Below are 16,980 nucleotides of genomic sequence, written 5' to 3'. Positions count from 1 at the left end.
GTCCACCGTGAACATCGTGCTGAACGGCATTTCCTCGATGGCCACCCGCCTGCTGCTGGACGCCTTGGCCCCGAGGCGTTCGACCTCGTCGTGCTGGCCCGCGACGCGATGGACGCGCTTGCCGCCGCCGGCCGATTCGCCAATGGCCGTCGCGGTGCGCGCGGGAGCGCCACGTCCGCGCATCGACACCGAGCAGGCGCTACGCGAAGCGATGCTGCAGGCGCTCGCCTTCCTCGCCTCAGACGCCACGGCCGACACCAAGCGATGCCACGGCATGGCGCCCGCGGCCTGAACGCACATCGGGCACGCCTTTCCCTTTCCACCCCCACCGAGGAGACAACCATGACCCCGACCCGACTGGCCGGCCTGCTGGCCGCCTTCGCCCTGTTCACCACGGGCGCCGCCCACGCCGCCGACGACTTCCCCACCAGGCCCGTGCGCATCCTCACCCCGTTCCCGGCCGGCGCCGGGCCCGAGGGCGTGCTGCGCGTGCTGGCCGAGAAGCTGCAGAAGAAGTGGGGCAAGCCGGTGATCGTCGAGAACAAGCCGGGTGCCAACGGCTTCATCGCGATCGACACCTTCAAGCGCGGCGCGACGGACGGGCACGACCTGGTCCAGCTCGACAACGTGCACCTGGCCGCCTACCCGCACCTGTTCAAGAAGCTGCCCTACGACCCGGCCAAGGACTTCGACGTGCTGGCGCCGCTGTTCCGCACCTGGTTCTTCATGGCGGTGCCGGCGGCCAGCAGCTACAAGACGGTGGGCGACATCGTGGCCGATGCACGCGCCAACCCGGGCACGCTGAACTACGGCTCGTGGTCGGTGGGCAACCCGGTGCACCTGGGCTCGGCGCTGCTGGAGGCCAGCACCCAAACGCAGATGCAGCACGTCATCTACAAGGAGACCTCGATGCTGTATGCCGGCGTGGCCAACGGCGAACTGAACTGGTCGCTCGGCACGCTGGCCACCGCCGGCCCGCTGCAGCGCGCCGGCAAGCTGCGCTTCATCGCCATCACGGCGCCGAAGCGCCAGGCCGCCTTCCCCGACGTGCCCACGGTGGCCGAGTCGGGCGGCCCGGCAGGCTACGAGATGTCGGGCTGGACGGCGATCGCCGCGCCCCGGGGGCTGCCCAAGGCGCTGGCCGACAGGATCCAGAAGGACATCGAGGCCGCGCTGGCCGAGCCGGACATGAAGGAGCGCTTCGCCACCTTCGGCTACGACGCCTTCCCCGCGACACGCGAGCAGTTCAACACGTTCATCGCGGCCGAATCGGCCAAGTACGCCGACGTGATCAAGCGCGCGAAGGTCTCTCTGGATTGACCGCCCAAGGCGCCCGCGCGAAATACGCCGCCAGGTACTCGATCAGCACCTGCACGCGCGCCGGCCGGTCGCGGCCCGGCGGGGTGACGATGTGCAGCGCGATCGGCGGCACCTGCCAGTCGGGCATCGCTTCTTCCAGCGCGCCCGACTGCAGGTCTTCCCAGGCCAGGAACTCGGGCTGCAAAGCCAGGCCCATGCCGGCGCGCAGCGCAGGGGCCAGCGCCTCGGCGTTGTTGACGCGCAGCGCCGCAGGCACCACCTGCGCGAACTCGCCGCGCCTGGCGTGCCTGAAGCGCCAAGCCTCGCCGACGCGCGTGTGCACGTAGCGCAGCGCCCGGTGCGAGGCCAGCTCGCGCGGATGCGTGGGCCGCCCATGCGCCTCGAAGTACGCCGGCGCCCCCACCAGCAGGATGCGCACCGCGCACAGCCGCCGCGCGAGCAGGCTCGAATCGGGCAATGCCGAGATGCGCAGCGCCACGTCGAAACCCTGCGCCACCACGTCGATCAGCTCGTCGCTGAAATGCAAGTCCAGCACCACCTCGGGGTGCTGCGCCATGAAGGCCGGCAGCGCCGGCCCGAGGTGCGTGATGCCGAACGACATCGGCGCGGCGATGCGGATGGTGCCGCGCAGGTGCTTCGACTGCTCGGTCACCTCGGCCTCCACCGCCTCGCCCTCGGCCAGGATGCGCGCCGCGCGCTCCAGCGAGGCCTCGCCGCTGGCGCTGAGCGACATGCGCCGCGACGTGCGGTGGAACAGCGTCGTCTTCAGCCGCCCTTCGAGCCGCGTGATGGCCTTGGAGACGGTGGGCTGGGAGATCGCCAGGTCGGCCGCCGCCTTGGCGAAGGAGCCCGTCTCCGCCACCTTCGCGAAGATCGCCCAGGCTTCCAGGTCAGGCAGTTTGCTCATGAAGCTTTTGGAATCGATGGTTTTCCATCTTTTCTATTCTCTTATCGATCTCCAAATCCTAAAGTCTCTCCATCGCAACACGCAACGCCTTGGAGAAACACCATGATCGACCGCAGACCCTTCGATGCACTCGGCGGCGCCAACCACGGTTGGCTCGACGCCAAGCACCACTTCTCTTTTGCCGACTACCACGACCCCGCCCGCATGGGCTGGGGCGCCCTGCGGGTGTGGAACGACGACACCATCGCCCCCGGCACCGGCTTCCCGCCGCATGCCCACGCCAACATGGAGATCATCACCTACGTTCGCCAGGGCGCCATCACGCACCAGGACAACCTGGGCAACAAGGGCCGCACCGAAGCGGGCGACGTGCAGGTGATGAGCGCGGGCACCGGCATCCGCCACGCCGAATACAACATGGAGCCGGGCGTGACGCAGATCTTCCAGATCTGGATCCTGCCCGACGGCCGGGGCGAGCCGCCGTCCTGGGGCGCCAAGCCCTTCCCGAAGGGCGAGCGCTCGGGCAGCTTCGTGGCGCTGGCCAGCGGCCTGCCCGGTGACACCGACGCGCTGCCGATCCGCACCGACGCCCGGGTGCTGGGCGCGACGCTGAAGGCCGGCGAGAGCACCGAGTACCGCCTGGGCGCGGACCGCCGCGGCTACCTGGTGCCGGCCAGCGGCGAGGTCGAGGTGGACGGCGTGACGCTGCAGGCCCGCGACGGCGCGGCCATCAGCGACGTCGACACGATCCGCGTCACCGCGCTGTCCGACGCCGAGCTCGTGCTCGTCGATTCCGCTGCCTGAACCGGCCGGGCCCCTCGCGGGCCCGGTCCCTGCATCCCTCTTTCCCCACCACCGCCCCACAGGAGCACCCCGATGACCGTCACCGCCACCCCCACCCCCGGCGCCAAACTGCTGACCCCGCACGATCACACGCTGGTCATGATCGACTTCCAGTCGCAGATGGCCTTCGCCACCCACTCGATCGATCCGGTGCAGCTGCGCTCCAACGCCGGCCTGGTGGCCAGCGCCGCCGCGGGCTTCGGCGCCTCGACCATCCTCACGACCGTGGCCGAGAAGAGTTTCTCGGGCCCGATGTTCGAGGAAGTCACCGCCCCCTTCCCGGGCCAGAAGCTGCTCGACCGCACCTCGATGAACACCTGGGAAGACGCCGCCGTCATCGCCCGCATCAACGAGATCGGCAAGTCGCGCATCGTGCTGGCCGGGCTGTGGACCAGCGTGTGCATCGTCGGGCCGGCGCTGTCGGCGCTGGACCAGGGCTTCGAGGTCTATGTGATCGCCGACGCCTGCGGCGACATCTCCACCGAGGCGCACAACCGCGCGATGGAACGCATGGTCCAGGCCGGCGCGCAGCCGATCACCTCGCTGCAGTACCTGCTGGAGATGCAGCGCGACTGGGCACGCACCGACACCTACGACATGACCACCGGCATCGCGAAGAAGTTCGGCGGCGGCTACGGCATCGGCATCACCTACGCCAAGACGATGTTCGGCGCGCACGAAGGCTGAGCTTCCCACCGCAACCAGGAGACGCCGCGATGGCCGAACGCAAGCACCCCGACCTGATCCTCCACCGCGGCCTCTTCACGACGCTGGACCGCGCCAATCCCACGGCCAGCGCGGTCGCGATCCAGGACGGCCTGTTCGTCCGCGTCGGCGGTGACCACGAGGTGATGGCACTCGCCGGCCCCGGCACGAAGGTGATCGACCTGCGCGGCCGGCGCGTGCTGCCCGGGCTGATCGACAACCACCTGCACATCATCCGCGGCGGGCTCAACTTCAACCTCGAACTGCGCTGGGACGGCGTGAAGAGCCTGGCCGACGCGATGGGCATGCTCAAGCGCCAGGTCGCCATCACGCCCGCGCCGCAGTGGGTGCGGGTGGTGGGCGGCTTCACCGAGCACCAGTTCATCGAGAAGCGGCTGCCGACGATCGACGAGCTGAATGCGGTGGCACCCGACACGCCGGTGTTCATCCTGCACCTGTACGACCGCGCGCTGCTCAACGGCGCCGCGCTGCGCGCCGTGGGCTACACCAAAGACACGCCGGCCCCGCCCGGCGGCGAGATCGTGCGCGACGCGGCCGGCAACCCGACCGGCCTGCTGCTGGCCAAGCCCAACGCGTCCATCCTCTACGCCACGCTGGCCAAGGGCCCGAAGCTGCCGCACGCGTACCAGGTGAACTCCACGCGCCACTTCATGCGCGAGCTGAACCGGCTGGGCGTCACCGGCGCCATCGATGCGGGCGGCGGCTTCCAGAACTACCCCGACGACTACCAGGTGATCCAGGAGCTGGCCGATGCCGGGCAGCTCACCCTCCGCCTGGCCTACAACCTCTTCACGCAGAAGCCGAAGCAGGAGAAGGAAGACTTCCTGAACTGGACGGCCACCTCGCGCTACAAGCAGGGCAGCGACTACTTCCGCCACAACGGCGCCGGCGAGATGCTGGTGTTCTCGGCGGCCGACTTCGAGGACTTCCGCCAGCCGCGGCCCGACATGGCGCCCGAGATGGAAGGCGAGCTGGAAGAAGTGGTGCGCATCCTGGCGCAGAACCGTTGGCCCTGGCGCCTGCACGCCACCTACGACGAGACCATCAGCCGCGCGCTCGACGTCTTCGAGCGCGTGAACCAGGACGTGCCGCTGCAGGGCCTGAACTGGTTCTTCGACCACTGCGAAACCATCTCCGAGCAGTCGATCGACCGCATCGCCGCGCTGGGCGGCGGCATCGCCGTGCAGCACCGGATGGCCTACCAGGGCGAGTACTTCGTCGAGCGCTACGGCCACGGTGCCGCCGAAGCCACGCCGCCGGTGAAGAAGATGCTGGAGAGGGGCGCCAAGGTGTCGGCCGGCACCGATGCCACACGCGTCGCCTCGTACAACCCGTGGGTGTCGCTGTCATGGCTCGTCACCGGCAAGACGGTGGGCGGCATGCAGCTCACCCCGCAACGCAACTGCCTCGACCGCGAGACCGCGCTGCGCCTGTGGACCGAGAACGTCACCTGGTTCAGCAACGAGGTGGGCAAGAAGGGCCGCATCGAGGTGGGCCAGTTCGCCGATCTGGTGGTGCCCGACCGCGACTTCTTCGCCTGCGCCGAATCGGAGATCGCCGACACCAGCGCGCTGCTGACCGTGGTCGGCGGCAAGGTGGTGTACGGCGCCGGTGACTTCGCCGCGCACGACGACAGCGCGCCGCCGCTGGCCATGCCCGACTGGTCGCCGGTGCGGCGCTTCGGCGGCTACGGCCGCTGGGGCGAGCAGGACGGCGCGCCGCTGCAGGCGGCCGTGCGGCAATCGGTGCTGCGCAACGCGGCCGCGGCCTGCGCCTGCGCGAACGACTGCAACCTGCACGGCCACCAGCACGCCACCGCGTGGAGCAGCCAGCTGCCGATCGCCGACCTCAAGGGCTTCTGGGGCGCGCTGGGCTGCGCGTGCTGGGCGGTCTGATGGGCGAGGCGACGCACGGCTTGATCGATGGCGCGCGCCACGCCTTCGTGTCGCCGGGGGTGCACTGGCTGGCGCTGCTGCTGCTGTGCAGCGCCTACCTGCAGGGCGCCTTCGACAAGCTGCGCGATTTCGGCGGTGCCGTCGCCGAGATGCGGCGCTTCGGGCTCGCGCCCGCGGCGCCCTGGGCGGTGGCCGTCATCGGGCTGGAGCTGGCCGCGTCGGGGTTGATCCTCAGCGGCTGGCACCGCTGGCTCGGGGCGCTGATGCTGGCCGCGTTCACGGTCGCGGCCAACTTCATGGCGGGCCGCTTCTGGACAGCGCCGAAGGCGCAGCGCGGCCCGATGACCAACACATTCTTCGAACACTGGGGCCTGGCGGGCGGGTTCATGCTCGTCGCCTGGCACGACCTGGGAGGCCATCTTGGCGTCTGACCACGAACATCACCACGCGGCAGCGCCCACGCCCGCGCCTGTGCCGGCCTCCTCCGGCGGCAGCTTCGCGCCGCTGCGCCAGCCGGTCTTCGCCGTGCTGTGGACGGCCACCGTGCTGGGCAACATCGGCAGCTTCATGCGCGACGTGGCCAGCTCGTGGATGGTCACCGAGCTGTCGGCCAGCCCGGCCGCGGTGGCGCTGATCCAGACGGCGGCCACGCTGCCGATCTTCCTGCTGGCCATCCCGGCCGGCGTGCTGTCCGACATCCTCGACCGCCGCCGCTTCCTGATCGGCGTGCAGATCCTGCTGGCGCTGGTCAGCGGCAGCCTGCTGCTGCTGGCCAAGACGAACACGCTGACGGTCGAGTACCTCGTCGCGCTCACCTTCGTCGGCGGCATCGGCGCCGCGCTGATGGGGCCCACGTGGCAGTCGATCGTGCCCGAGCTGGTGCCGCGCAGCGACCTGAAGAACGCCGTGGCGCTCAACTCGCTGGGCATCAACATCGCCCGCGCGCTGGGGCCCGCCGCGGGCGGCCTGCTGCTGGCGAGCTTCGGCGCCGCCGCGGCCTACGGGGCCGACGTGCTGAGCTACGTGTTCGTGATCGCCGCCCTCCTCTGGTGGCGCCGCCCGGCCACGGTCGACAGCGGCCTGTCGGAGCAGTTCTTCGGCGCCTTCCGCGCGGGCCTGCGCTATGCCCGCGCCAGCCGCGAGCTGCACCGCGTGCTGCTGCGGGCGGCGGTGTTCTTCCTGTTCGCCAGTTCGGTGTGGGCGCTGCTGCCGCTGGTCGCGCGCAAGATGCTGGGCGGCACCGCCAGCTTCTACGGCGTGATGCTCGGCGCCGTGGGCGCCGGCGCCATCGTCGGTGCGCTGCTGCTGCCCCGGCTGCGGCAGCGGCTCACCGCCGACGGCCTGGTGCTGCTGGCATCGCTGCTCAGCGCCGGCGTGATGGCGGCGCTGGCGATGGCCCCGCCGCAGTGGGTGGCCGTCGCGCTGATGCTGGTGCTGGGCACGGGCTGGATCATCGCGCTGACCACGTTGAACGGGGTGGCGCAGGCGGTGCTGCCCAACTGGGTGCGCGGCCGCGGGCTGGCCATCTACCTGATGGTGTTCAACGGCGCGATGGCCGGCGGCAGCCTGGGCTGGGGCCTCATCGCGCAGGAAGCGGGCGTCCCCGGCACGCTGCTGGCAGGCGGCGCGGGGCTTGTGGTCGTCGCGCTCCTCTTCCACCGCGCCAAGCTGCCCACCGGCGAAGCCGACCTGCAGGCCTCGAACCACTGGCCCGAGCCGATGCTGACCGAGCCGGTGGCGCACGATCGCGGCCCGGTGGTGGTCCAGGTGGAATACCGCATCCGCAAGCACGACATCCCCGCGTTCCTGCATGCGATGAAGCAGGTGGCGCAGGAGCGCCGGCGCGACGGCGCCTACGCCTGGGGCGTGGCCGAGCACACCGGCGAGCCGGGGCGCGTGATCGAGTGGTTCATGGTCGAGTCGTGGGCCGAGCACCTGCGCCAGCACCAGCGCGTGTCGAAGGCCGATGCCGACATGCAGGCCGCGGCCTTGCGCTTCCACGTCGGGCCCGAGAAGCCGGTGGTGCACCACTTCCTGGCGCTCGACCTGAAGGACGGACGGCCATGAGCGGAGCCATCGCAGCGGAGAAGCCGCTGCTCGCGCGCCTGTCGATCGCGATGTTCTCGACGGTGATGGGCATCGGCGGCCTGTCGAACGCCTGGGCCATCGCCCACCGCGCGTTCGGCGTGCCGCTCGTCGTCAGCCAGGTGCTGCTGGTGGTGGCCGTGCTGAGCTTCGGGGTGCTGGTGGTGGCGCACCTGGCCAAGCTGGGCTTCTGCTTCGCCGAGGTGGCCGAGGAGTTCATGCACCCGGTGCGCTCGAACTTCTTTCCCGCGGTGTCGGTGGCCATGATCGTGCTGTCGATCGGCACGCGCGCCTATGTGCCGGAGGTGGCCCACGCGCTGTGGTGGGTCGGTGCCGCGATGCACCTGGCCTTCGCGATCACGCTGATCCGCCGCTGGATACTGCATGCGCAGGACGAAAGCGTGCTCACGCCCGCATGGTTCATCCCGGTCGTGGGCAACATCCTGGTGCCGGTGGGCGGCGTGCCGCTGGGCTACGTGGAGATCAGCTGGTTCTTCTTCTCGGTGGGGCTGGTGTTCTGGCTGGCGTTTTTCACCATCGTGCTGCACCGCGTGCTGTTCGTGCCGGCGATGAGCCAGCGCAGCATGCCCACGCTGTTCATCCTGCTGGCACCGCCGTCGATCGGCCTCAGCGCCTACCTCGCCTTCACCGGCGGGCAGGCGGGTGCGCTCGGCGACATCTTCTACTGCCTGGCGCTCTTCATCGCGATGCTGCTGGCCAGCCTGGGCCGCTACGTGGCGCACGGGCCGTTCTTCATGAGCTGGTGGGCGATAACCTTCCCGGCCGACGGCTGGGCGGGTGCGTCCATCGGCTACTACCAGGCGCGGCCTTCTGCGTACACCGCCGCCATCGCGGTGGTGGCGCTCACCACGGCCAGCCTCATCGTCGCGTGGATCACCGTGCGCACGATGCGCCACATGGCCAGCGGCGCCGCCTTCCGGGAAGACTGAAGCCGGGCAGGGACATGCCCTGCAAAAGCCATGGTTCGGCGCGCGGCACTGCCCCCGCGTCCCGACCTGCAGCAAGTGCTTAGCGAAGCTGTGCCGCAGCACGTGCGGCGTGCAGGGCTTGTCGATACCGGCCCGCCGGGCTGCGACGGAAACGGCGCGTTGCACCGTCTGTTTCAGCAGGTGGTGACGGCGGCGCTGCTGGGAAACACGTACTGCCAGCCCCAAGCTCTCGCAGCGTTGGGGTACTTCACGGCCAACGCATTGGGCAGGTACACCAGGCCCAGGCCCTGGGCCAGATCGGCGTCGTGCGGCGCCTGTGTCTTCTCCAGTTGCCGCTGAAGTGGAGTGATAAGGTTCTCCGGCAATACGGTTACCCGATCTTTGTTGCCCTTGCCTTCACGGACTACGACCTCGCGCATGGGGCGTCAAAACCACGGGCAGACGGCGCGGAACGCGAGCGGCGGTAATGCCTTCTAGCCAGGGAAGATCGATCTTCAGTATTTCCTTATCGAGGAACAAAATAGCCGCCTTGGCTCGATTCTGCGTAGAAGCGGAAACGTTGTTCAGAGTGGCCAGCGAGGAAAGAAAACCTTCGACCTCGGGCGCGCTCATGTCACGAGGGTGCCTGTTCCCATCGAAGAGGATGAAGCGACGTATCCAGCCCGTGTAGGCTTCTTCGGTGCGAATGGAATAGTGCAGCGTGCGAATGCGTGCGCGTACCTGATCGAACAGCTTTGGTTCACTGAGCGTGGCTGGGAGGGTGGCGCTTGCAAACACGGAAGAAGCGGTTTCCATCCGCAAAAATTTAGGCGGCCTAACGCAGCCCGGCCATCCTCCATGTTGATGAGGTCACGAGGAGCGTTGCGACCGCACCTCGTTGACTTAGGCCGCATGTGGCGTCTAGCATCGTGATGTCTAAATCTAGGCAGCCGCCGTGTCAGCAGTTGTTGCTATCGAAAGAATGGAGGGATTGAAGTGAATATTCTTGAATGGATTGATTTTGGAAAGGTGTCTGCTGAGCGAGACGATCTTTTGTCGCAGTACTTCTATGACAATCAGGTGCTTTCCTCGGTAATTTCCAGCCCATCATCTTTTCTCATACTGGGGCGAAAAGGCGCAGGGAAGACCGCTGTTTTTCAATTTCTTCGCGACAATAGAGGAACAATTCTTACCAATGGGGAGATTCTGATTCCTCTCTCGTTTGAGGACTACAACTGGAGCATACATGCGATCTTGACAAACGAGGCGAAGGCGGAGTCGTTACTCTATAAGCAGTCTTGGCGCTTTGTAATACTCGTCGAATGCGTTAAGGCATATAGCGAATGGTTTAAGGGCAAAGGGAGGGCAGTCCCAAAGAAAATCGAAGCAGCAGAACGACTTCTCGAAAAGCTCTTTGATTCCCCTATTCCGTCCATATATCAGATTGTCGGCAGGAAGCTACTGTCACTTTCAAGGATTAAGCTGCCCGGCGGGGGGGTTGATCTGGAAGGCGGGGAGCTTGATTCCATCAATGTGGAGTCGGGCGAAATATCGTTCGAACAGGTTCGGCAAGATGCAGGGCTTAAGGGCGCGCTTTCAGAAAATATCGAAAACCTGATTTCTATTCTTGAGCGGGCTCTTTCAGAGGCCGACGAAAAGTGGCCGACCGTGTTTGTTTGCTTCGATAGGGTCGATGAAGCGTGGGACTCTGTTTCCTATGAAACATCTAAGCGCGTAATAGCCGGACTCGTCTCCGCCGCCGATTCCATAAACGCCAGCTACAAGGGCAAGATCCGCCCGTTGGTTTTCCTACGGGAAGACATATTTGACGTCCTGAGCATTAATGATGCAAACAAGCTGCGCGAAGACTGCGGCGCTCTTCTGCATTGGAATAAGCCGTCTCTAATCAATATGCTGCTTAGGCGCGTTAACTACTTCGCTAAGCAGAAGGGTGCACCCGTCATGGTGGAAATCGACAATCTATTTGACAAGTCGGAGATGCGCCAAAGAGCAAAGCCAATTAACTATCTAATTCGCCGAACGATGATGCGACCAAGAGATATAATTTCCTTGCTTAGTCGCACGGTTAGTTCGATGCGGGAAAAGTCAGAAGATCCGTTTGCGGATGGTGTTCAGGAGTTTCAGCATATTGAATGTGAATCGATATACGCCGCAGAGCCGGGGTACTCGGAGTGGCTAAAGCAGGAAATCATTGACGAGTGGGGCGTCCAGCGCCCTGAAATTCGAGCATTGCTTGATGCGTTGCAAAATAATGGATCGACGAGCATCACGCAGGATGCTTTGACACGGGAGCTCATCAAGATTGATTCGAGGTACAGCGTCAGCGATACCAATAGACATCTTAGGTTTCTCTTTGACAACTCCGTCATCGGGATAAAAATTGGGGCTTCGACTGAGTGGAAGTACAAGTGCTTTTATCCATCCCAGGGCTTCGTCGAATCTGACGAGTACCGCGTACATGACGGACTTGTCCGGGTGCTTAATCTTACCGAGCCACGGGAGCGTGACGGCGGCTAACCATTCAAGCGGACCTGCGCCAGCTACGCTGGCTGGTCCGTTGACCGCGCACGTTAGACATCACCAGAACACAATATCGTGCTGTTGCGCGTCCTTGATCTTCTTGGCGTAGCCGTTTTCGCAGTCAGCGGTGCACTCGCCGGCATAGGAGCGCAGCTCGACTTGCTCGGAATCCTCGTTCTTGCGTCCGTCACAGCGGTCGGCGGTGGAACGATTCGCGACCTGCTCTTGAATCGATACCCCATCTTCTGGATCGAAGATCCTTGGCCAGTCTTCTCCATCTTCGCCGCAACAACGCTGACTCTGATTTGGGTTCACTCTATCGCTGTCCCAACGAACGCTTTGCTCATCGCAGACGCCTTCGGTTTATCGTTGTTTGCAATGTCTGGCGCTCGAATCGCAGAGAGCCGAGGGTGCCGCGCACCCGTGATTGTTCTTATGGGTACCCTCACAGGTGCCGGAGGTGGCGTTGTCCGCGACCTTCTGTCTGCAAAGGTGCCGTTGATCCTTCGCCAAGACATATATGCATCGGCCGCCATCGCTGGCATAGGTGTTTATTTGCTCATGCGAGCCGCTAGGGTCCCTACCGGGTTTGCGCTGGCCGCCGGTTTCGTGTCCGTATTGGGTGTCCGGTTAACAGCCATCGCCTTCAATCTTCGGCTACCCGCGTTTGCGCTTCCGCAGTGATGCCTCTCAAAAAACAACTCCCAAGTAGTTGATCTGCATGCCGAGCCGCCTGGTCCGCTCGGTGTATTCCGCGCCTTTGGTCAGCATCGCGTAGATCAGCCTGGCGAGCTTGTGCGCGGCGGCCGTGACGGCCTTGCCCTTGTCCATGCGAGCGCAAAGCCGTCGGTAGTAGGCGCCCAGCGCGGACTGGCTCACCCGCAGCGCGGCAGCTGCCAGCCGCAGGGCCTGTGCTGCCCGATTGGCACACCGCTTGGTCTTGCCGCTCATGACCTTGCCGCCGGTGATCTTGGTGCCCGGACACAGGCCCAGCCAGGGCGTGAGGTCCACTCCGCACACTCCAGCGCGTTGCGCGCGTCGAGCCCCGCTCAGTACGCCGGCGTACCCGCCGCGAACGCACTGGCCAAGAAATCGACGAAGGCCCGCACCCGCGCCGAGAGCTGGTGCCGCTGCGGGAACACCGCGTAGACGTCGGCCTCGGGCGTGCGGTACTGCGGCAGCACCGGCACCAGCCGGCCGCTGCGCAGGTAGCGCGCCACGTCCCACTCGGCCCGCATCAGGATGCCGTGGCCGTCGAGCGCCCAGTTCACCGCGATCTCGCCGTCGTTGGTGGTGAGCGTGCCGCGGATGCGCACGGGCTCGGTGTGCTGCGCGTCGCCGCGTCCGCAGGTGAGCCGCCACAGGCCGTAGGCCTCGTCGCCCTGGCGGATGCCGATGCAGTTGTGGCGCGCCAGTTCGGCTGGCGTGCGCGGCGTGCCATGCGCCGCCAGGTAGGCCGGCGCGGCGCAGAGGATGCGCCGGTTGGGTGCCAACTTGCGCGCCAGCACGCGGGCGTCGGGCGGCTCGCCGAAGCGCACGCAGACGTCGAAGCGGTCGTCGGTCAGCGCCGGCGGGTTCGCCGAGAGCTGGAGCTGCACCTCGACCTCCGGATGCTCGCGCACGAAGCGGGAGATGACCGGTGCCACATGGCTGCGGCCGAAGCCCAGCGTGGCGTTGACGCGCAGCAGCCCCGCGGGCCGGCCGCGGGAGGCGCCCAGCAGCTGGTCGAGGTCGGCAATGTCGGCCAGGATGCGGCGCGCATGCTGCAGGTACACCTCGCCTTCGGGCGTGAGGCTCATGCGCCGCGTGGTCCGGTTGACCAGCGGCAACCCGAGCCGCGCCTCCATCTGCGCCAGCCGCTTGCTGACGGCCGGCTTGGTGATGCCGAGGTCGCGTGCGGCCGCCGTGAGGCTGCCGCACGAGGCCAGCGTGGCGAAGAAGGCCAGCTCGGAGGGCGAGGTGCTGCTCATGCGTTCGGTGGCATGCCCTCCGGCTTGCTATCGGAACCGCGGGAACTCCGCCGGCAGCATCCCCGGCATCGCGACACGCCGCATCGTCTGTCCGTCCGCCCCCAGCGAGAAGTGGAAGGTGATGTCCGCCGGCCGCTGCAGCAGGAGCGAGACGGCGACCTGGTCCCCCGGCTTCAGGCTGACGCCGGAAGCCACCAGCATGTTGGGCGCCAGCGGCTTCAGTTCGACCGCGGCCCCTTCGCCATCGGCAGCGATCGCGACTTTCCCCTGCGCCCCTTCGGTCGGCACCAGCTCGCTGTGGTCCTCGATGTAGAAGACCAGGTCGTTGTCCCGTTGAACGATCTCGAAATCGAGGTGCGCCGCCACGACGACCTGCCCTCCGTACTTGGGGTCCGCCGGCTCGTGCGCCTGGGCGACGGCGGCGAACGCGGCAGCGGTCCCGGCGAGCGCCGCGTGCAGCCATGCGTGCTTGCGCATCGAGAACTCCTTGGGCATCGCGTGTCACATCGTCGGCATCGATCCCGGCCGCGCCCCGTGGCCCGACCGGGATCGACTGGCCACCCTTACGAGCAGTACTGCGCGATGCGGCCCGCCTTCTGCGGATCCGCCCAGGCGGGATCGCCCGAGTTGTAGATCTGCGGCTTCAGGATGTCCGTCGGGTCGGTGTGGTTGTGGATCCGCGGCCAGTCCTTCATCGGGAAGCCGGGCCAGTTGTTGCGCGGCTGCTCCATGAACGCCAGCTGGTCCTTGAAGCCCGAGAAGTACTGCATCGCGGTCGCGACGGGCACGTGGCCGGTGCTGAGCACCTTCGGGCGGATCGCCTCCGTCCAGATCACATGGTCGCGCCACCCGTTGTTCTCGATGTTGCCCGAGTCGAGCGTCGTGAACAGCAGGTCGGTCTTGGGCAACTGCTGCCCGGCCAGCGTCAGCAGGCGCTGCCCGTCCGCCGGGGTGCCGTTGCGGAAGTTGCTGCCGATGCCTTCCTTGAGCGCGCCGATCGACACGTTGGCGTGGATGGTGAAGTTGTAGCCGAGCCGCGAGACGAAGACGTAGTTGATCTGGTCGACACCGCCGGGGCCGCTGCCCTGGCGGATATCCTGCTGGCCCGCCAGCCGCGGGTTGCTGGGCGTGAGCCGGGTGCCGACCGGGAACCACTTCGCGTCGTTGGGGTCGGGGGTGTCGATCACCGGGCGGTAGCCCCAATCGGGATCGGTGGCGACGCTCGTGGAGTGCAGGGCGCGGTACGCGAGCACGCAGACCTGCGGATCGAACTGGCGCACGCGTGCCACTTCGGTTGCCGGCACGGAGCCGGCGGTCGTCATGCCGTTGCATTCGATGGTCGTGCTCTCGGGGATCGCGAACCACGGGTCGGCCTTCATGAACGGATCGTTCTTCATCCGCGTGAGCGCCGTCTGCGCGGTACCGCAGGCTTCGGGCGACATGTAGAGCTTGGTGCCCGCCTTGGCCGCGATGAACGCCGCGTTGTCGGCGTGGTCGCCGTGGCCATGGCCGACGAAGATGCCCTCGGGCTTGAGGTCGACGATGTCCTTGATCACGAACGGGGTGCGGCCGGGCGTGGTCTCGAGGCGCGCGATATAGGAGTCGATCAGGAAGATGCGGCCGTGCATCGACACCGCACCGGTGTTGTGGCCCAGCCAGGAAAAGATCACCAGGTCCTTCTTCAGCGCGCCGGTGGAAGCGTTGACGTTCTCGACGCCGAAGACCTTCTGCCGGGCCTTGATCATGTCGGGCGTCGTCACCTGGGCCATCGCGCCCGTGGTGGCGAGCACCGCGGCCGTGGCGACGACGGTGCGGGCGAGCTGTGCGAACTTCATCATGTTGTCTCCTCGTTGTCGGTGGGGGTGGGTTACCGGCTCGGCCTGCCGCGCAACTTGCGCGCAGCCAGCAGGGCGGCGATGCCGGCGCCGAACAGCAGCGTGGTCGTCGGCTCGGGCACCGGTGCCAGCGCCACGTCGTCGAAGTGGAAGGCGCCGCTGTCGCTGCGGAACGCGAACGACAGCGAGGTCGACGCCGTCGCCGGGCTCAGGAACACCTTGAACTGCTGGTAGGTGTTGGACAGGAACGCGGCGTCGCTCAGCTGGAAGAGCGGCGCCCCGTTGGCGAGCACCGTGAACTCGTTGGGCATGAAGCCGTCGCCGGCCAGCCAGAAGCTCAGCACGTAGGCCTGGCTGGGCGTGGTCGCGACGGTCTGCGACAGCGTGCCCGCCGCGCCGATGCCACCCCCGAAGAACGCGGCCTGACCCGAATGGGCCAGGGCGTCGATGCCGTAGTCGTAGTCCTCGGCGAAGAAGTTGCCGACGGTCCAGCCTTGCAGGCCGCTCTCGAAGCTGCCGTTGACGAGGGCCGCCTGCGCGGCCGTCGACAGCAGCGTGGCGGCGGCCAGCGCCACCGCATGGCGGGTCGCCCGTCCCATCGGGCGGCCCGATGCGGGCCTCATGTCGTCCAGTACTTGTCTCACGCTTGCCTCCTGTGGTTGCAGTACACCTTCCACCTGCCGGCCGCGCGCGGTGTACGTCGGGCGCGCGACGGCCGGGTACCTCATCCCTCGCCGCGCGTCACTCGATCGACACCTTGGCGTTCTTGACGAGCCGCGCGTACTTCTCGGTGTCGTCCTTGATCTGGCGCGCCATCTCGTCGGGCGTGTTGCCGATCGGCTCGGCGCCGATCTCCAGCATCCGCTGGCGGAACTCGGGCGAATGGATCACCTTGACCATCTCCGCACTGAGCCTGGCCACCACGTCCTTCGGCGTCGCGGCGGGCGCGAGCACGCCGAACCAGGTGCCGAGGTCGAAACCCTTCATGCCGGCCTCGTCGAGCGTGGGCACGTCGGGCAGCGCCGAGGAGCGCTTGGCCGTGGTCACCGCCAGCGCCTTGAGCTTGCCGGCCTTGATGTGCGGCAGCACCGGCGTGACGGTGTCGAACGACATCTGGACCTGGCCGCCGATCAGGTCGGTGGTCAGCGGGCCGCTGCCCTTGTAGGGGATGTGCAGCAGCGGGATGCCGTTCATCTCGGCGAACTGCGTGCCGATCAGGTGCTGCGCGGTGCCGTTGCCGTTGGAGCCGTAGGTGAACGGGTTGGGCGCGGCCTTGGCCAGCGCCACCAGCGACTTCACGTCGGTGGCATGCGTGGTGGCGCTGATCGTCAGCACGTTGGGCACCAGCGCCACCGTGCTGATGGGTGCGAAGTCCTTCTGGAAGTCGTACGGCAGCTTCTTGTAGACGCTGGTGGCGATGGTGTGGTGGACCGCGCCCACCAGCAGCGTGTAGCCGTCGGGCCGGGACTTGGCGACGTGGTCGGCGCCCAGCGTGGCGCCGGCGCCGGGTTTGCTCTCGATGATGACGGTCTGGCCGAGGGCCTGCTGCAGCCGCTCGCCGAGCGCACGGGCCAGCACGTCGGTGGTGCCGCCCGGCGGGAACGGCACGACGAGCGTGACGGGCTTGGCCGGCCAGGCCTGGGCCAGCGCGGCGGGGGCGGCAGCGGCGAACGCGAGCGTGGCGAGCACGGTGGCGGTGAACTTCATGGCTTGTCTCCGTTGTCTTGTCGGGCATGCAGCGGCTCCGCCTGGCAGGCGGAACGCCGGTGCGGGGGAATCAGGCGGCCAGCCGCTGGCCGGCCGACGCGGCCAGGGCCTGGCACACGGCCTCGGTCACCTGCGCGGTGGTGGCCTTGCCGCCGAGGTCGCGCGTGTGCAGCGCCGGGTTGGCGGTCACCTGCTCGATGGCCTGCATCAGCCGCCGCGCGG

General features: G+C 67.1%; 18 protein-coding genes and 3 pseudogenes. 10 read left to right on the top strand and 11 right to left on the bottom strand.

Going from position 1 to position 16,980, the window contains the following annotated elements; genetic code table 11:
* Positions 1-7: 7 nt before the first annotated feature.
* Both V4F39_RS23940 and V4F39_RS23935 read left to right on the top strand, forming a co-directional pair.
* Positions 8-292 (top strand): hypothetical protein, encoded by a 285-nt coding sequence (locus V4F39_RS23940; RefSeq protein WP_332292622.1) that lies wholly within the window; start codon positions 8-10, stop codon positions 290-292.
* A gap of 50 nt (positions 293-342) precedes the next feature.
* Positions 343-1,320 (top strand): Bug family tripartite tricarboxylate transporter substrate binding protein, encoded by a 978-nt coding sequence (locus V4F39_RS23935; protein WP_332292621.1) that lies wholly within the window; start codon positions 343-345, stop codon positions 1,318-1,320.
* On the opposite strand, the gene V4F39_RS23930 is transcribed toward V4F39_RS23935, so the two are convergent.
* A complete protein-coding gene (locus tag V4F39_RS23930) occupies positions 1,292-2,227 on the bottom strand; it encodes a LysR family transcriptional regulator (RefSeq protein ID WP_332292620.1) in 936 nt (311 codons plus the stop codon). The two genes, V4F39_RS23935 and V4F39_RS23930, sit on opposite strands and share 29 nt — an antisense overlap.
* Positions 2,228-2,329: 102 nt before the next feature.
* Here V4F39_RS23930 and V4F39_RS23925 point away from each other — a divergent pair, with 102 nt between their 5' ends.
* The 6 genes from V4F39_RS23925 (at position 2,330) to V4F39_RS23900 (ending at position 8,726) form a co-directional block, all read left to right on the top strand.
* A complete protein-coding gene (locus V4F39_RS23925) occupies positions 2,330-3,031 on the top strand; it encodes a pirin family protein (protein WP_332292619.1) in 702 nt (233 codons plus the stop codon).
* A gap of 72 nt (positions 3,032-3,103) precedes the next feature.
* Complete coding sequence (locus tag V4F39_RS23920; RefSeq protein ID WP_332292618.1) at positions 3,104-3,757, top strand: hydrolase; 654 nt, start codon at positions 3,104-3,106, stop codon at positions 3,755-3,757.
* A gap of 29 nt (positions 3,758-3,786) precedes the next feature.
* Positions 3,787-5,691, top strand: a complete 1,905-nt coding sequence (locus V4F39_RS23915) for an amidohydrolase (RefSeq protein WP_332292616.1) — start codon at positions 3,787-3,789, stop codon at positions 5,689-5,691.
* Positions 5,691-6,122: a DoxX family protein gene (locus V4F39_RS23910; RefSeq protein WP_332292665.1), complete on the top strand. Its 432-nt coding sequence runs from the start codon at positions 5,691-5,693 to the stop codon at positions 6,120-6,122. Before V4F39_RS23915 ends, V4F39_RS23910 begins: the two co-directional genes overlap by 1 nt.
* A 40-nt stretch (positions 6,123-6,162) precedes the next feature.
* Positions 6,163-7,758 carry an MFS transporter gene (locus V4F39_RS23905; protein ID WP_332292664.1) on the top strand — a complete coding sequence of 532 codons (1,596 nt, stop codon included), beginning with the start codon at positions 6,163-6,165 and terminating at the stop codon, positions 7,756-7,758.
* On the top strand, positions 7,755-8,726 hold the full coding sequence (locus V4F39_RS23900; RefSeq protein WP_332292614.1) for an SLAC1 anion channel family protein: 972 nt from the start codon (positions 7,755-7,757) through the stop codon (positions 8,724-8,726). The genes V4F39_RS23905 and V4F39_RS23900 overlap by 4 nt, the downstream gene beginning before the upstream one ends.
* Positions 8,727-8,846: 120 nt before the next feature.
* Here V4F39_RS23900 and V4F39_RS23895 read toward each other — a convergent pair.
* From V4F39_RS23895 to V4F39_RS23885, 3 genes and pseudogenes are all read right to left on the bottom strand, one after another.
* Positions 8,847-8,891: pseudogene (locus V4F39_RS23895) on the bottom strand (hypothetical protein); the annotation flags it as partial.
* 8 nt (positions 8,892-8,899) lie between these two features.
* Entirely contained in the window at positions 8,900-9,145 is a 246-nt protein-coding gene (locus tag V4F39_RS23890; protein ID WP_332292613.1) for a site-specific integrase, read from the bottom strand.
* Positions 9,123-9,521: a phage integrase N-terminal SAM-like domain-containing protein gene (locus V4F39_RS23885; protein ID WP_332292612.1), complete on the bottom strand. Its 399-nt coding sequence runs from the start codon at positions 9,519-9,521 to the stop codon at positions 9,123-9,125. Before V4F39_RS23885 ends, V4F39_RS23890 begins: the two co-directional genes overlap by 23 nt.
* 180 nt (positions 9,522-9,701) lie before the next feature.
* On the opposite strand from V4F39_RS23885, the gene V4F39_RS23880 reads away from it, so the two are divergent.
* A complete protein-coding gene (locus tag V4F39_RS23880; protein ID WP_332292610.1) occupies positions 9,702-11,243 on the top strand; it encodes a P-loop ATPase, Sll1717 family in 1,542 nt (513 codons plus the stop codon).
* Between the two features lie 78 nt (positions 11,244-11,321).
* Positions 11,322-11,930, top strand: coding sequence for a trimeric intracellular cation channel family protein (locus V4F39_RS23875; protein ID WP_332292608.1), 609 nt, complete (start codon positions 11,322-11,324; stop codon positions 11,928-11,930).
* Between the two features lie 54 nt (positions 11,931-11,984).
* Here the strand turns inward: V4F39_RS23875 and V4F39_RS23870 are convergent.
* From V4F39_RS23870 to V4F39_RS23840, 7 genes and pseudogenes are all read right to left on the bottom strand, one after another.
* Positions 11,985-12,242, bottom strand: a pseudogene (locus V4F39_RS23870) (IS110 family transposase); the annotation flags it as partial.
* Positions 12,243-12,295: 53 nt separating this feature from the next.
* On the bottom strand, positions 12,296-13,216 hold the full coding sequence (locus V4F39_RS23865; protein WP_332292607.1) for a LysR family transcriptional regulator: 921 nt from the start codon (positions 13,214-13,216) through the stop codon (positions 12,296-12,298).
* Between the two features lie 27 nt (positions 13,217-13,243).
* Positions 13,244-13,693: a hypothetical protein gene (locus V4F39_RS23860; RefSeq protein ID WP_332292605.1), complete on the bottom strand. Its 450-nt coding sequence runs from the start codon at positions 13,691-13,693 to the stop codon at positions 13,244-13,246.
* Between the two features lie 86 nt (positions 13,694-13,779).
* Positions 13,780-15,051 (bottom strand): hypothetical protein, encoded by a 1,272-nt coding sequence (locus V4F39_RS23855; RefSeq protein WP_332292604.1) that lies wholly within the window; start codon positions 15,049-15,051, stop codon positions 13,780-13,782.
* Between the two features lie 32 nt (positions 15,052-15,083).
* Positions 15,084-15,695, bottom strand: coding sequence for a PEP-CTERM sorting domain-containing protein (locus tag V4F39_RS23850; RefSeq protein WP_332292602.1), 612 nt, complete (start codon positions 15,693-15,695; stop codon positions 15,084-15,086).
* Between the two features lie 97 nt (positions 15,696-15,792).
* A complete protein-coding gene (locus V4F39_RS23845; protein WP_332292600.1) occupies positions 15,793-16,758 on the bottom strand; it encodes a tripartite tricarboxylate transporter substrate binding protein in 966 nt (321 codons plus the stop codon).
* A 70-nt stretch (positions 16,759-16,828) separates the two neighbouring features.
* Positions 16,829-16,980: pseudogene (locus tag V4F39_RS23840) on the bottom strand (tartrate dehydrogenase); the annotation flags it as partial.

Source organism: Aquincola agrisoli, from assembly GCF_036621135.1.
Lineage (GTDB): Bacteria > Pseudomonadota > Gammaproteobacteria > Burkholderiales > Burkholderiaceae_C > Aquincola > Aquincola agrisoli.
Note: the sequence above shows the minus strand (reverse complement) of the source record. Positions and strands in the feature narration are given on the sequence as shown.